This is a genomic window from Variovorax sp. F042, from assembly GCF_057814215.1.
This window is the reverse complement of sequence record NZ_JBVASX010000004.1, coordinates 165,049-179,110: the sequence shown is the minus strand read 5'-3', so window position 1 is coordinate 179,110 and position 14,062 is coordinate 165,049. Positions and strand designations below refer to the sequence as shown.

At 62.2% G+C, this 14,062-nt stretch carries 13 protein-coding genes and 2 pseudogenes; 3 read left to right on the top strand and 12 right to left on the bottom strand.

Features of this window, described 5'->3' with window-relative positions; translation table 11 throughout:
* Positions 1–74: 74 nt before the first annotated feature.
* Together ACZYSP_RS16135 and ACZYSP_RS16130 are read left to right on the top strand one after the other, a co-directional pair.
* The gene (locus ACZYSP_RS16135; protein WP_489015321.1) at positions 75–1,115 is read left to right on the top strand and encodes a carbon-nitrogen hydrolase family protein; all 1,041 of its coding nucleotides are present in this window, start codon (positions 75–77) and stop codon (positions 1,113–1,115) included.
* A gap of 97 nt (positions 1,116–1,212) precedes the next feature.
* Complete coding sequence (locus tag ACZYSP_RS16130) at positions 1,213–2,181, top strand: molybdopterin-dependent oxidoreductase (protein ID WP_489015319.1); 969 nt, start codon at positions 1,213–1,215, stop codon at positions 2,179–2,181.
* Here the strand turns inward: ACZYSP_RS16130 and ACZYSP_RS16125 are convergent.
* From ACZYSP_RS16125 to ACZYSP_RS16070, 12 genes and pseudogenes are all read right to left on the bottom strand, one after another.
* A pseudogene (locus ACZYSP_RS16125) lies at positions 2,178–2,345 on the bottom strand (M20 peptidase family dipeptidase); the annotation flags it as partial. The gene ACZYSP_RS16130 and the pseudogene ACZYSP_RS16125 sit on opposite strands and share 4 nt — an antisense overlap.
* Positions 2,344–2,610, bottom strand: a pseudogene (locus ACZYSP_RS16120) (aldehyde dehydrogenase family protein); the annotation flags it as partial. The pseudogenes ACZYSP_RS16120 and ACZYSP_RS16125, both read right to left, overlap by 2 nt.
* A 51-nt stretch (positions 2,611–2,661) precedes the next feature.
* Positions 2,662–3,972 carry an omega-aminotransferase AptA gene (gene aptA, locus ACZYSP_RS16115; RefSeq protein ID WP_489015601.1) on the bottom strand — a complete coding sequence of 437 codons (1,311 nt, stop codon included), beginning with the start codon at positions 3,970–3,972 and terminating at the stop codon, positions 2,662–2,664.
* 76 nt (positions 3,973–4,048) lie between these two features.
* Positions 4,049–4,750 (bottom strand): ABC transporter ATP-binding protein, encoded by a 702-nt coding sequence (locus ACZYSP_RS16110; protein ID WP_489015316.1) that lies wholly within the window; start codon positions 4,748–4,750, stop codon positions 4,049–4,051.
* Positions 4,747–5,517, bottom strand: a complete 771-nt coding sequence (locus ACZYSP_RS16105) for an ABC transporter ATP-binding protein (RefSeq protein ID WP_489015314.1) — start codon at positions 5,515–5,517, stop codon at positions 4,747–4,749. Before ACZYSP_RS16105 ends, ACZYSP_RS16110 begins: the two co-directional genes overlap by 4 nt.
* Positions 5,514–6,497 (bottom strand): branched-chain amino acid ABC transporter permease, encoded by a 984-nt coding sequence (locus tag ACZYSP_RS16100; RefSeq protein WP_489015312.1) that lies wholly within the window; start codon positions 6,495–6,497, stop codon positions 5,514–5,516. Before ACZYSP_RS16100 ends, ACZYSP_RS16105 begins: the two co-directional genes overlap by 4 nt.
* 3 nt (positions 6,498–6,500) lie before the next feature.
* On the bottom strand, positions 6,501–7,361 hold the full coding sequence (locus ACZYSP_RS16095) for a branched-chain amino acid ABC transporter permease (RefSeq protein WP_489015310.1): 861 nt from the start codon (positions 7,359–7,361) through the stop codon (positions 6,501–6,503).
* A gap of 33 nt (positions 7,362–7,394) precedes the next feature.
* Positions 7,395–8,594: an ABC transporter substrate-binding protein gene (locus ACZYSP_RS16090; protein ID WP_489015308.1), complete on the bottom strand. Its 1,200-nt coding sequence runs from the start codon at positions 8,592–8,594 to the stop codon at positions 7,395–7,397.
* Between the two features lie 72 nt (positions 8,595–8,666).
* On the bottom strand, positions 8,667–10,067 hold the full coding sequence (locus tag ACZYSP_RS16085; protein ID WP_489015306.1) for an amidase: 1,401 nt from the start codon (positions 10,065–10,067) through the stop codon (positions 8,667–8,669).
* 108 nt (positions 10,068–10,175) lie between these two features.
* Complete coding sequence (locus ACZYSP_RS16080; protein ID WP_489015304.1) at positions 10,176–11,414, bottom strand: NAD(P)/FAD-dependent oxidoreductase; 1,239 nt, start codon at positions 11,412–11,414, stop codon at positions 10,176–10,178.
* Positions 11,415–11,438: 24 nt separating this feature from the next.
* A complete protein-coding gene (locus ACZYSP_RS16075; RefSeq protein ID WP_489015302.1) occupies positions 11,439–12,080 on the bottom strand; it encodes an FMN-binding negative transcriptional regulator in 642 nt (213 codons plus the stop codon).
* Positions 12,081–12,133: 53 nt separating this feature from the next.
* Positions 12,134–12,337, bottom strand: a complete 204-nt coding sequence (locus tag ACZYSP_RS16070; protein WP_489015300.1) for a rubredoxin — start codon at positions 12,335–12,337, stop codon at positions 12,134–12,136.
* A gap of 119 nt (positions 12,338–12,456) precedes the next feature.
* On the opposite strand from ACZYSP_RS16070, the gene pdxR reads away from it, so the two are divergent.
* Positions 12,457–13,980, top strand: coding sequence for a MocR-like pyridoxine biosynthesis transcription factor PdxR (pdxR, locus tag ACZYSP_RS16065; protein ID WP_489015298.1), 1,524 nt, complete (start codon positions 12,457–12,459; stop codon positions 13,978–13,980).
* The last annotated feature ends 82 nt before the right edge of the window (positions 13,981–14,062 follow it).

The window sequence follows — 14,062 nt, the reverse complement described above, 5'->3', positions numbered from 1 at the left end:
CGTTTTTTGAGCATCTGTGCGGCTGTACCCGCAACTATCCTGTGGGCCTCAGCAACGCACAGCGAGTACCTGACATGAGTTCATTGCCCCGGGTGAAGGTTGCCGCCGCCCACGCAGCGCCGGTGCTGCTCGACAAGACCGCCACGACCGAAAAGGCCGTGTCCATCATCAAGGAGGCCGCCCTTCATGGCGCGCAGGTGATCGCGTTTCCAGAGACCTATATTCCGGCGTTCCCGGTCTGGGCGGCCCTGTGGGCGCCGATCTACAACCACGATCTGTTCGAGGCGATGGTCGAGAACAGCGTCTACGTGCCGGGGCCCGAGGTGGCCTTGATTGCCGCGGCCGCCAAGCGATTCGGGGTGTGCGTGTCGATGGGGATCAGTGAACGCAGCACCGTCAGCGCCGGCTGCATCTGGAACTCGAACATCCTGATCGGCGAGACGGGCGAGTTGCTCAACCATCATCGCAAGCTGGTGCCGACCTTCTACGAGAAGCTGGTCTGGGCGGCGGGAGATGGACAGGGGCTTCGCGTCGCCGAGACCCGCTTCGGGCGCATCGGTGGGCTGATCTGCGGGGAGAACACCAACCCGCTCGCACGCTTCTCGCTCATGGCGCAGGCAGAGCAGATCCATGTCTCCAGCTGGCCTCCGATGTGGCCCACGCGCAAGCCGTCGGGCGGCGGAAACTTCGACAACGTTGCGGCAAACCGTATTCGGGCGTCCGCCCATTCGTTCGAAGCGAAGGCGTTCGGAATCATCTGCGCGAGCTTCATGGACAAGGCGATGCGTGACTTCCTGGTGGACCGCGATCCGGCGGTGGCAGAAGTGGTCGACGGCACGCCGCGCGCCGCATCGATGTTCGTGGACCCCACCGGCACGCAGATCGGCGACACGCTCCAGAACGAGGAAGGGATCGCCTATGCCGAGTTCGACCTGAACAAGTGCATCGAGCCAAAGCAGTTCCATGACGTGGTGGGCTACTACAACCGGTTCGACGTCTTCTCTCTGGGCGTCGAACGCCGCCGCCACGAGCCGGTCACGTGGTCAGGGCCGTCCGATCCGCAGTTTCCGCGGCTGCTCGACGATGAGATCACCGCCGGGGTGCTGGATGAATAGCTCCGCGTTTCTGCCACCGCTGCCCGAAGGAGCGGAGCGATCGGTCGTCATTGGCCGGTCTCCGGGGTTCCACCTGAAGCCGCCACCCGCCCCTGCGGTGCTGCGCGACTTCATCACCTCCGATGCGCAGCTCTTCGAGACCATCCACATGGGCTCCGTAGAAGTCGACGCCAAGCGGTGGCGGCTGCAAGTCGACGGGCTCGTCCGCAGGCCTTTCTCGATTGGGCTGGACGGTCTCCGGCGCCTGCCTTCAGTCTCCGTCACGGCTTTCCACGAGTGCTTTGGCAGCCCGCTCGCGCCGGCTGACAGCAATCTCTGGCGCGTAGGCAACGTCCGCTGGACTGGCGTGCCACTGGCGGTGCTGCTCGAGCAGGCGCAGCTCGAGGCGGGTGCCACCCATGTCTGGTCGGACGGCCTGGACAGCGGCGAGTTCGGCGGTCGCAAGATGAACCGGTACCGCAAGGACCTGCCGATCTCGAAGGCGCTGTCTCACGAGGTGCTCGTGGCCTACGAGATGAATGGCGCACCGTTGACGCGCGAACGAGGCGGCCCGGTTCGCCTCGTGGTGCCTGGCTGGTTCGGCACCAACATGACCAAGTGGCTCTGCCGGCTGTCGGTCAGAGGCCGGCGTGCGAACTCCCCCTTCACAACCGTCTGGTACAACCGCGACACCGAGCAAGAAGGCAAAGTCGATAGAGAGCCGGTGTGGGCCGTCGAGCCCAATTCGATGATCATCCATCCTGCCCACGGCGACACCATCTCCACGGACAAGGTGGAGGTCATGGGCTGGGCCTGGAGCAACAACGGCATCGGCGGCGTGGCGCTCAGCGCCGATGGCGGGGCAACCTGGCAAGAGGCCGAGGTCCGGCCCCGCCGAGAATTCGAATGGCAGCAGTTCGCGGCCACGCTTGCGCTGCCGCGAACGCCCGGCTCGGTGAGCATCGTCGCAAGAGCCCGTGACGCCGATGGATCTATTCAGCCATTGAGCGGGACACGAAACACGGCCCATTCGGTCCAGATTAACCGGCTGCTACCGGGCCCTGGAACAGCGGACACTGGGACCTAGGCTGCGGATCGGCATTTGCGCGATGCGGCGACGTCGGCCCCGTCGTCTCCAAGACCCCACCAAATTCCGGCCATCAAGGCCAAGGCCTCACGCGCCACCGAGCCCAAGAGGTGTTCATTCGGCGCGTGCTGCGAGCACGCGGCATAGGAATGGGGAACCCATAATCGCATGCGCCAGCTCATCCTTGTTCTTGTTGAGCAGCTCTAGGAACTTGAACATCACGCGGGCACGACGGATCGGCGGCGTGTCGGCCCACTTGGGAAAGGCGGCCTGCGCGGCGGCCACGGCGGCATCGACGTCGGCATGGTTGGCCAAGGCCACTCGGCCGGTTACCCATCCCGTGGCGGGGTTGCTCACTTCCTGCGTACGGGTCGACGTCCCTGCGACAGCAGTGCCTCCGATGAAGTGGTTGATTGTGGAAATACTCATGCATGTCTCCATAGAAAACTGAAGAGGTCCGTCACTTCGCGGCGTCAAGCATCAGCGCGTTTCGGCGAGGGCGTCGTGAAGGGCCTCGACGAGGCGATCAATCTCCGCCTTCTCCGAGATAAACGGCGGCGCAAGCTGGATGGAGTCCGCGCCCTGACGCACATAGAAGCCTTTGCTCCAGCACGCCTTGGCAATGTCATAGGGCCGCCGGCCAGGAGCGTCAGGAGTGCCGGCTATGGCGATGCCAGCAGCCAATCCAAAGTTGCGGATATCGATGACGTGCTTCGCATGGACAAGTGAATGCACCGCATCTTCAAAGTAGGGTGCCAGGGCCGCCGCTCGAGCAACGATCTCGTCGTTCACAATCACGTCAAGCGTCGCGATCCCTGCCGCGCAAGCGACCGGATGGGCCGAATAGGTATAACCATGGGGAAACTCGACCGCGAAGTCGGGGGCCGCCACTCCCATGAAAGTATCGTAGACGTTACCCGAGGCAACAACAGCGGCCAATGGCTGTGCGCCATTCGTCACCTGCTTGGCGATGGTCATCATGTCTGGCACAACGCCGAATGCTTCCGCACCCGTCATTGCACCAAGACGGCCGAATCCCGTGATGACCTCATCGAAGATCAACAGGATGTCGTGCGCCGTGCAGATCTCCCGCAGCCGCTTGAGATAGCCCTGGGGCGGCAGGATCACGCCGGCCGAACCGGAGATCGGCTCGACGATCACTGCGGCAATGTTCGAGGCATCATGCAACGCGATCAGGTCGAGAAGTTCGTTGGCAAGCTCGGCGCCATCCTGCGGTAGGCCACGAACAAAGGCGTTGCTTGCAAGCTGTGTGTGAGCAAGATGGTCAGCGTCGACACCGGGGCCAAAGAGCTTGCGGTTGCCGCCGAGGCCGCCAACAGATATCCCCCCGAAATTGACTCCGTGGTAGCCCTTTTGCCGACCGATGAAGCGGGTCTTGGTTCCTTGCCCCCGCAGGCGCCAGTAGGCACGTGCCAGCTTCAGCGCGGTATCCACAGCCTCCGATCCGGAACTGGTGAAGAACACGTGGTCCAACCCTTGCGGCACGAGTGCCTTGATCTTGTTCGCGAGCTCGAATTGGGCAGGATGACCGTGCTGGAAAGCAGGCGAGTAATCCAGCTTCGCAATCTGCTTGGAGACTGCTTCGGAGATTTCGTCTCGGCCATGCCCCAACCCCGAACACCACAGACCCGAGAGCCCATCGAAGATCTTCCGGCCATCTATATCCGTGAAGTACGCTCCCTTGGCTTCAACGATGACCCGCGGCGATTCCTTGAACTGGCGGTGTCCGGTGAATGGCATCCAGCAGCCATCGATCCATTGCGGATCCAGGCTGAGGGACGGTTGTTGATGCTTTTCTTAAAAAGTATGCATGGCTGCTTCCAGTTGAAGAAGTGAATTTCGTTGATCAGCTGGCACCGACGCTGAGGTATCGATCCTTGACCGCATCGTCGGCCAAGAACTGCGCGTTGGTGCCCTGATACACGATCGTTCCTTGCTCGATCACATAGTGCCGATCGGCGAGCTGGGTGCAGACTTCCAGGTTCTGCTCCACCAGCAGGACCGCGACGCCAGCACGCCGTATCTCTTTGAGCTGGGCAACGATCTCTTCGACGATGACCGGGGCCAACCCCTCGACCGGTTCATCCAGCATCAGAAGCTTGGGGTTGTTGAGCAGCGCCCGTCCAATCGAGAGCATCTGCTGCTCCCCGCCAGAGAGCTGCCCTCCCCCGTTCTTCCGCCGCTCCTGCAGACGCGGAAAGATCCTGTAGATGTCGGTCAGCGACCACGGAGAGCCTCGGCGCTGCCCGAGCAGGAGGTTTTCTTCGACCGACAGCAGCTTGAAGATTCCCCGGTCCTCGGGCACCAGGCAAACGCCGCGCGAAGCGATCTGGTGAGAAGGCAAGCCTTGCAGCTCGACGCCTCCGAACACAATCTTGCCGCCCGTGGCGCGAACCGCGCCGGCGATCGTCTTGAGCGTGGTGGACTTGCCAGCCCCATTGCGGCCGAGCAGGGTTACCAGTTCGCCGTTACCGATCTGAAGGTCGACGCCTTGCAGGATGTGACTTTTGCCATAGTGGCTGTGTAACCGATCCAGGCGAAGAATCATTTGCGGCCTCCGGTGATCATGCTTCCCAGGTACGCGGTTCGCACGCGTTCGTCATCGCGCACCGACTGGGGCGTTCCCTCGACCAGCACCCGACCCTGCTGCATCACCGTCACTGTGTGCGATATGTCCATGACGATCCCCATGTTGTGTTCGATCAGAACGACCGTGTAGTCGCGGCCCAGATCGGCGATCAGCGTCTTCATGTCGTCCAGATCGTCGATCCCCATGCCGGAGGTCGGCTCGTCCAGAAAGATGGCTTTGGGCTCGGCCGCCAGGGCCATGCCGACCTCCAATCGGCGCTGCTGACCATGCGACAGCGAACCAGCCGCTGTACGCTCCTGATTCCGCAGCCCAAGGCGCTCGATCACTCGGTCCACCATCTCTGCGCAAGACCAGTGGCCCTGCGGCGAACGCCAGAGATTGAACGCCATTCTTGCGTTCACGCCCTGCGCCGCAAGGCGCAAGTTCTCGCGCACTGTCAGCGTGGGAAACAGGCTCGTAACCTGGAACGACCTGGCCATGCCCTTGCGCACTCGGACATGGGCGGGTTCACGGGTGACGTCCTGGCCATCGAAGGCAATGCTGCCGCCGGTCGCACCCAGCGTGCCGGTGAGCATGTGGAACAGCGTCGTCTTGCCGGCGCCATTGGGGCCGATGACCGAATGCACCGTGTTGCGCCTCACGCGCAGGTCCACGCCGCCCAGGGCCACGAACTTGCCGTAGTGCTTGGTAACCTGCCGTGCTTCCAGAAGGAATTCCGCGCTCATACCTGCTTCTCCTCGACGCGAATTTCACCGGGCCGCTTGAACCGCGCAATTAAGGCGAGGAAGCCGTCTTCGATGAGGCCCCATAAGCCGCGCTGCATACCCAGGCTGATGACCACGAGCAGCACGCCCAGCAACATCAGCCAGCGCGGCCAAAGCGTCGACAGCCAATCGGCCGCAAGCACGTAGAACAGGGCCCCGATCAACGACGCGGCGAGATTGCCGGCGCCACCGATCACCGTCATCACGAGGATCATTTCGCTCACATGAAATTCGGCGTTCGCGAGCGGTGCGACGCCGACCATCATCGCGTTGAGTGCACCGGCCAGCGCAGTCACGGCACCCGAGAGCACGAAAGCGAGTAGTTTGAAGCGCGGTACGTTGTAGCCAATGGCGCTGGCGCGTACCTCGTTGTCGCGGATTGCCAGCAGCGTGCGCCCAAAGATCGATGTCGTCACGCGGTGCAGAGCGACGAAGACCAACAGGAAGATGACCGCCACCATCGCATAGAACTGCCACGCCGTGGTGTTGTCCCAGAGAACCATGCCGAACGCCGACAACGGCGGTCTTGGAATGTTGAGCAGCCCGTTGTCGCCTCCCGTCAGAGACGGAACGCTATAGGCCAGGAAGTAGAACATCTGCGCGAAGGCGAGCGTCAGCATGACGAAGTAGGTCCCCTTCTGTCGAATCGACACGATCCCGACCAGCCCCGCAGCGAGGCCGCCAAGAATGATCGAGGCCACCAGCGCAAGGGGCATGGGCAGCCCGGTGCGAGTCAGCATGAGGCCGATCGTGTAGCTTCCGAGTCCAAAGAAGATGCCCTGCCCGAAGGACAGCAGACCTGTATAGCCCAGCAGCAGATTGCAACCCAGAACGGCCAGCGCATAGATGAGGACTTCGCTGGCCAACGAGCCTGAACTCAACAACAGCGGCAAAGCCACCACGATGCCAAGAGCAACTGCGATATCGATGTTTCGACGCATGATTCAGCCTCCCTTTCCAAGTAGGCCATTGGGTCGCAGCAGCAGAACTGCGGCCATGGCAACGTAGATCATCAGACGGGCCCCCTCAGGCCAAAGGGTGCTCATCACGCTCTGCACCACGCCGATCAGAATGCCGCCGACGAGTGCTCCGGTGAAACTTCCCAGGCCACCGACGACCACGACGACGAACGCGACGGCGAGCGCCTCGATCCCCATGAACGGTTCGACCCCTCGGATGGGTGCCGCAAGGACACCCGCGATCGCCGCCGTCGCCGCGCCGAGGGCGAAAACCAGACTGAAGAGACGAAAGACGTTGATGCCGAGCAGAGAGACCATCTCGGGCGACTCGCTCCCGGCGCGCACCGCACTACCCAGGCGAGTGCCTTCGAGCACCCACCAAAGCAATACCGCCAAACCGGCTGTCACTCCGATCACGAAGAGCCGGTACTTGGGATAGATGAAGTCGCCCCACATGACCACACCTTCCAGGCTCGTCGGGACCGCCACGCTGTCGCCCAGCGGTCCCCACTGCACGATGACCAGTTCCTGGATGATCAGCGCGACGCCCACCGTGATGAGGATGTGAAACTCGTGCGGCTTGGCGTAGACATGCCGCAGCAGGGTCTTCTCGGCGACCCACCCAACGGCCGCGACGAACAGCGGAACCACGAGCAAGGCGGCCCAGAAGCTCATCCCTTGCCGGACGGCCTCGAAGCAAAAATATGCCCCCAGCAAATAGAAAACGCCGTGGGCAAAATTGACGAATCGGAGCAAGCCGAAGACGATGGACAGTCCAACGGCCAGCAGGAAATACAACATTCCTATTCCGATGCCGTTGACAGTCTGCAGAAGGTAAACACTCATATACGGCGACTCCGGTAGTTCGCGGCCGGCTTTTCAGCTCAGCTTGCAGCCGGCTTGTTCGACGCTCAGGAACGACTGTCCGGAACTGACGACATCCACATAGTCGTCCGCATCCTTCATCTGCTTCTTGGCCTTGCCGCGAAGCAGGTAGTAGTCTTTGATGACCTGGTGGTCTTCCTTGCGGATCTGCTCCTGGCCCGTGAGGCCCTCGAACTTCATGCCTTCCAGCGCCGAGATCACCGCCTTCGGCTCGGTCGAACCCGCCTTGGCGATCGCGTCGATGACGCACTTGGTGCAGATGAACGCGGCGGCCAAGGTGTAGTTCGGCGTGACCTTCAGCTCTCTGGTGACCTGCGCGATCAGCTCGCGGTTGGTCGGAGAATCGACGCTGTGCCAGTACTGCGCCCCGAAGTAGATGCCCTCGGTGGACTCTGCGCCCAGCGACTGGAACTGCTCCAACCCGGACGTCCAAGGCACGAGGATGTTCATCTTCTTGTGCAGCCCGAAGCTGATGGCCTGGCGCAGTGCATCGGTTGACTGCGTACCGAAGTTGAGCAGCACCAGGACGTCCGGCTTGGCCGCCATGGCATTGGTCAGATAGCCGCTGAACTCCTTCTCCGCCAGCGAGTGGTAGCTGTTGCCGACCAGCTCCACGCCCTTTTCCTTCAGCACATCCTTGGTGGCGGCCAGCATTCCTTCGCCAAAGACGTATTGGGCGGTGATGGTGTACCAGCGCTTCGCCTTGGGTTGTGCCTCGATGAGTGGCCGCACCGTCTGTGCGACGGCACCATAGGCAGGCACGGGCCACCGGAACGTCGCCGAATTGCATTCCTTGCCCGTGATCTCGTCAGCACCGGAATAGCAGAAGAAGACGCCCCCGAGTCGGTGAACTTCTTTGCCCATCGCCAGAGCTTCGGGGGACAGGATCCCGCCGACAAAGAACTTGGTGTTCTTTTGCTGCGCAGCCTCCTGCACCTTGCGCACTGCCGTCGCCGGCTTTGCCTCCGTGTCAAACACGCTGTACGCGAGGCGACGACCGATCACGGTCCCATACCGCTGGATTGCCATGCGAACACCGAGCTCCCCATACTTGCCGTTGACGGCAAATGGGCCCGACATGGGGAAAGGCGCCCCGAACTCGATCCCGTCGGTCGCCTGCGCCGAAGCGACGCGGGAAAGCGACATCGGGGCAATGCCGGCCGCGGCCAGCGCTAGTAGGTCACGTCTATTCATATTTTCTCTTTGAAGTTTCAGTTGGGGAAAGTGACGACGGCCGCGGCGACCCGGGAATCGCCGCGAGGGAACCTATGGCGAGTTGAGAAGTTGCGCGATGGCGCCCGCTACCGAAAGCAATCGGCTGTCTTCGCCTCGTGCCCCGACCAGCTGAATGCCGACCGGGCGACCGTCCGCGGTCAGCCCGCAAGGGATCACGATGGCGGGTTGCTGGCTCAGGTTGATGGGAAAGCTGAAGCCGGCCCAATCGGTCCACCGGGTCATGCCGCTGCCCGGCGGCACCTCATGACCCGCCTCGAAGGGGGCCACTGCCGTGGCGGGAGAGACGAGGACGTCGTGCTCGTGCAGCAACCGATCCATTGCGCTACCGAACTCGGCCCGCCGCATCTGTGCAGAAACCAGGCCCGCGGTCATCTTTCCGCCGTCGCGTGCGGCCTCCAGCAGGCCGGGGTCGATGCGGCTTCGGTCTTGCTCGGGTATCGAGTCGATGCGGGCCGCTGCAGCGCAGAGCCAGTGGTGCTTGAAAATGTCCAGGACATCGCTGCGAGGCAGTTGCACGGGCTCTACGCGGGCACCGGCGCGTTCAATTTTTCGAACGGCTCGTTCGACGATCTGCACGACCTCCGGTTCGACTTTCCCCGTCGCGGGCTCCGTCCAGTAGCCAACTCGCGTGCAGGCGAGCGCGGTCTGGCCGCAGTCAGACGATGTGGCGCCATGCGCGCACTGGGTCCAGTCGCGCATGTCCCTGCCCGCCATCACCCTGAACATGGCCTCTGCGTCAGCAACGGATCTGGCAATGGGCCCGACGTGCGACAGGGTTCCGAAGGCACTCACCGGAAAGGTGGGAACGCGCGCGTAGGTCGGCTTGAATCCCACCGTTGCGGTGAAGGAGGCAGGAACGCGGGCCGATCCTCCGCCGTCCGTGGCGAGATGAAGGACACCGGCGCCGGTGGCGGCCGCCACGGCCGCACCACCAGACGATCCTCCGGCGGTCACGCTGGGCATCCATGGATTGCGCGTGATCCCGCTCGACGGGCTGTCCGTGACCGCCTTCCATCCGAACTCGGGCGTGGTGGTCAGGCCCAGGAGAACAGCCCCGGCGCAGCGCAGTCGCTCGACCGCCGGTGCGTCCTCACGTTGCGCTTGCGGCTGCGTTGTCAGGCTGCCGAAGCGAACCACCCAGCCCTTGACCCAGACGATGTCCTTGATCGTTGCCGGAACGCCGTCGATCGGCGACAGCGGGGTACCGGTCCGCCAGCGCTGTTCGGACGCACGGGCCTGCTCCATTGCGCCGTCGTGATCGATGTACGTGAATGCGTTGAAGGGCCCGTTGATCGTTTCGGCCCTAGTGAGGGATGCCCGCGCGACTTCCACGGGCGAGACTTCGCCTGAGTGATACAGCGCAGTCAGGTCCGCCACGCCGACGCGGCAAAGCGGATCGGCATCCAAGAGCGGGGAGCGGAATTGCTTCATGAAGTTCTCCAACTGGCATGCATTCGGATGCGCTGAAAATATCTAGAGCGGGCGCGGCTTCCCCTGGCGATGTCCACCCGCCATGGTGAATGCCAGCGCAACACGGTGCTATGCGTGCGCGCAGTCGGGGGGCTTGGGGGGAGGACCTTCCGAAGCGGACGATCCGTGGTTCAAAGTCCGTGCAAGCACGCCTTTGAAGTCTTTGATGGGGCCTGCAATGTCTCGAACCGAACCGATTGCGCTCACGCCGCGCAGAACTCCCTCTGCATCGGAGGAGAGGAAAAGTCGCGAACGTCCAATCGTCTCGACCTTGGTTTCGGAGCCCAGGGAGGGAAGTCCTGCGACCTGGAGTGCGAAGTTGTACTGATTGCTCCAGAACCAAGGCACCGCATCGAACTCGAGTTGCTGGCCGAGCATGTTTCGCGCCGCGGTATCTGCTTGATCCTCGGCATTGCGCCAGTTTTCTATTCTCACGGCGCGCCCGTAGAGTCGGCTGTCATAGCAGCACACGTCACCGCACGAAAAAATTTGCTCGTCGTCGGTTCGCAGATACTGATTTGTCCGTATGCCGTTGTCGGTTGTCAAACCCGCGGTTTCAGCCAGATCGACATTCGGCCGAACGCCAAGGCCATAGACCACGATGTCACATGCCACGGCCTCGCCGGTCGAAAGGCAAACGGCTCGCACCCTGTCCGTCCCCTCCAGCGCCACGATCCCGACACCGAATCGCACATCCACGCTTCGTCGTCGATGCTCAGCCACCACTGCATCCGAGACAATCGCCGGCACACTCCTGCCCATTGCTTGCGGTGCGCGCTCCAGCACTGTGACCGTACAGCCGCGTTCCAGAGCCGCGGCAGCAACCTCCAGGCCAATCACGCCGGCGCCGATGACCACCAGGCGGCAGCCATGTTGCAGTGAGTCCGCAATCGCTTTTGAATGCTGGGGCGTACGCAGCGGCAATACCCCACTCAGATCCGAGCCTGGCACCGTGAGCGGATTGATGCTCGCCCCGGTCGCCAGCAGAAGACGTTGGTAGGCGATCTCCCGCCCGCCTTCCAAAATCGCGCGCCCGGCCTCTCGATCGATGCGCACGACACTTTGGGCAAGCTGCAGATCGATCTCATTCTCCGCGTACCAGGAGTCGGCGTAGAAGGCGCATTGTTCGCCTGTTTTCTTGCCTAGAAGCACGGCCTTGGACAGCGGGGGGCGATCGTAGGGAATGCAACTCTCCTCACCAATCAGGCTGATGCCCCCCGTCCAACCGTGCTTGCGAAGAGCAGCTGCGGCTCTAGATCCGCTATGACCTGCGCCAACGATCACGATGGGCTCTTGGCGAGTGGTCATGGCGTTCTCTCTTCGCGCCCGTCTTTACTGTGCTGCCTTGGCTTCTGCGCACGCCAGCATGGCGTCGCCGATGACCCGCTCGCCCTTCGCATTCAGGGCTTCCCCGGCGCTTTGGATATCGCGCACGTCTTTGTTCTGGCTCAGCTTGGCCTTGCCCACCAAGCGCGTGACCTCGATCTCAATGCCGACGATCGCCTTGAGCATCGTGTCGATGTAGTCCTTCGGACCATCGGTCATCTTCCATGGCGTGGGTTGCGACGCCTCGTGAGTGCGGGTGAGCCGGGCCACCATGCCGCGGACATATCGCTCATCGTCCCGAATCGTGGCTCGCCCGTAGGCATGGACCACGATGTAGTTCCAACTGGGCACTTGCTTGTGAAACTCCTGCTTGCTCGGATACCACTGGGGCGAGATGTAGGAATCTCCAGCCCGGAACACAACCATCACCTCGTCGCCGCTGGCGATGTCCTGCCACACCGGGTTGTTGCGCGCGACGTGCGAGTGCAGCACCACCTTGGATCCCTCCTTGGCGTCCAGCTCGAACGGAATGTGGTTGGCATCCAAGCCGCTTTTTCCGTGCGTGAACAAAATACCCAGTGGATTCTTGGCGATCAGGTCGTGCAGAACTTCAGGGCGCGATTCATCGAAGTGGGCAGGAACGTACATATCTCTATCTCTGTAGTTGATTGCTAAGGAAGAAAACTTCGACCAGGCTCGATTCAGATCTCGATCATTTCGAAATCGGCTTTGCCGGCACCGCATTCAGGGCACACCCAATCGTTCGGCACATCCTCCCAGCGCGTTCCGGATGCGATGCCTTCCCCGGGCAGGCCTTGCTCTTCGTGGTACTCGAATCCACAGAGCACACAAAGCCAACTCTTGAAGGCCAAGGCTTGGTTTTTCTCGGTTACGCAATCACTCATGGGGTGCCTCGCTCTCGTGTCATGCCGGCTTCGAAACAAGCCGTCGTCAAAAAGTAGTATGGTGTATTCAGGTTCAGTGAGATGAACCAGTATTCACTTATCTCAGGAGACCAGAATCCATGCCGCGCACAGCCAAGACGCCGGAAGTTCCAGCGATCGGGCAACTCGATCGTGAGGCCGGCGGTCTCGGACGGCAGCTCGCCCACAAGCTGCGTCAGGCCGTGAAGAGAGGCGACCTCCGACCCGGCGAAATCCTCCCTTCGACACGGGCGCTCGCCAAGTCGTTGGGGGTTGCACGCGGCACCGTTCTGGAGGCTTTCGAACAGCTGATTGCAGAAGGATTCCTCGAGGCCGAACAAGGCGGCAGCACGCGCATTGCCGCATCCTTGGCTGACATGCCATTGGTTGCTGCCGACGCGCGCAAAAGCAAGACGAGCGCCAAGCCTCTGCCACTTCCCTTGCCATCCGCGGCGTTCGCCCAGATCGCTCGGCAGTTCATGCCTTTGCCACCGGTGCCTTTTGCTGTTTCAGTGCCTGCCGGCGCTGCCGCTCCCGGTGAGGTCTGGCGCCGTCTGGGGAACCAGATCCGCGCACGCGGCAAGGGGATGCCAAGCGGCTATGGAGACCCCCAGGGCGCCTTGCCTCTGCGCCAAGCGATCGCAGAATATGTGCGACGGTCTCGATCGGTGCGTTGCGACCCTGCTCAGGTGATTGTGACTACCGGCACGCAACAAGGGCTGTATCTGGCTTGCCTGGTGCTTCTCGGCAACGAGGACTATGCGTGGGTCGAGAACCCGGCCTATTGGGGCATCACGGCAATATTGGAAACCTTGGGACCTGAAGGTCGCATGGTCCGTGTGCCGGTTGATTCGGAAGGCTTGATCGTCGACGAGGGCTTGCGCTTGAGACCCGATGCGCGCGCCGCGTTTGTGACCCCGTCGCATCAGTATCCGTTGGGCATGCCTTTGAGCATGGCGCGCCGAAACGCCCTGCTGACCTGGGCACGCAACAACGCAGCCTGGGTGGTGGAAGACGACTATGACAGCGAGTTGCGATATGCGGGCCATCCATTTCCAGCGTTGCAAGGTTTGGATCCTGATCATGTGATCTATCTGGGAACATTCAGCAAGATCCTCTTCCCCTCGCTGCGGCTCGGATACGCCATCGTGCCTCCCAGGCTCGTCGACGCGTTCTGTGGTGCTCGCATGCTGCTGGACCGCCATCCCCCGAGCGCCGATCAGCATGTCCTGGCGGCGTTTATCGCCGAGGGGCATCTGGACCGGCACATCCGACGGATCCGTGGCGTCTATGGAGAATGCCGCAGCCAGCTTTCGCAGCTATTTCAGGAGATGCTTCCCAGTGACCTGGCATGGCTGCAACCCAGCGATCAGGGCATGCACTCGGTGCTCTGGCTGGCGCCTGGCATCGATGACCAAGCCGTCTCCGTTCAGGCTGCCAGAGCCGGCGTGGCTGTGCGCCCGGTGTCTCGCATGTACGCAGAAGGCAGCGAGCGTTCCGGCTTGATTTTGGGCCTGGGAGCATTCACTGCCGATGAGTTTGCGGACGCCGCGCGGCGACTGGCTTCCATCATCAATGCTGCCGCTCCAACAGGACGGCGCAGGGCCCGTAGAACGATCCAATAGAGCGCCGTCATCAATCGTCGAAATGACAGGCCGGAACTTCATGGCGACGGCGTCAGCCCGAACGCGCGGATCTCACAAGAGA

Coding starts and splice junctions, on each gene's coding strand:
- ACZYSP_RS16135 (WP_489015321.1), top strand. CDS start 75: ATGAGTTCATTGCCCCGGGTGAAGGTTGCCGCCGCCCACGCAGCGCCG.
- ACZYSP_RS16110 (WP_489015316.1), bottom strand. CDS start 4,750: ATGATTCTTCGCCTGGATCGGTTACACAGCCACTATGGCAAAAGTCAC.
- ACZYSP_RS16105 (WP_489015314.1), bottom strand. CDS start 5,517: ATGAGCGCGGAATTCCTTCTGGAAGCACGGCAGGTTACCAAGCACTAC.
- ACZYSP_RS16100 (WP_489015312.1), bottom strand. CDS start 6,497: ATGCGTCGAAACATCGATATCGCAGTTGCTCTTGGCATCGTGGTGGCT.
- ACZYSP_RS16095 (WP_489015310.1), bottom strand. CDS start 7,361: ATGAGTGTTTACCTTCTGCAGACTGTCAACGGCATCGGAATAGGAATG.
- ACZYSP_RS16090 (WP_489015308.1), bottom strand. CDS start 8,594: ATGAATAGACGTGACCTACTAGCGCTGGCCGCGGCCGGCATTGCCCCG.
- ACZYSP_RS16085 (WP_489015306.1), bottom strand. CDS start 10,067: ATGAAGCAATTCCGCTCCCCGCTCTTGGATGCCGATCCGCTTTGCCGC.
- ACZYSP_RS16080 (WP_489015304.1), bottom strand. CDS start 11,414: ATGACCACTCGCCAAGAGCCCATCGTGATCGTTGGCGCAGGTCATAGC.
- ACZYSP_RS16075 (WP_489015302.1), bottom strand. CDS start 12,080: ATGTACGTTCCTGCCCACTTCGATGAATCGCGCCCTGAAGTTCTGCAC.
- ACZYSP_RS16070 (WP_489015300.1), bottom strand. CDS start 12,337: ATGAGTGATTGCGTAACCGAGAAAAACCAAGCCTTGGCCTTCAAGAGT.
- pdxR (WP_489015298.1), top strand. CDS start 12,457: ATGCCGCGCACAGCCAAGACGCCGGAAGTTCCAGCGATCGGGCAACTC.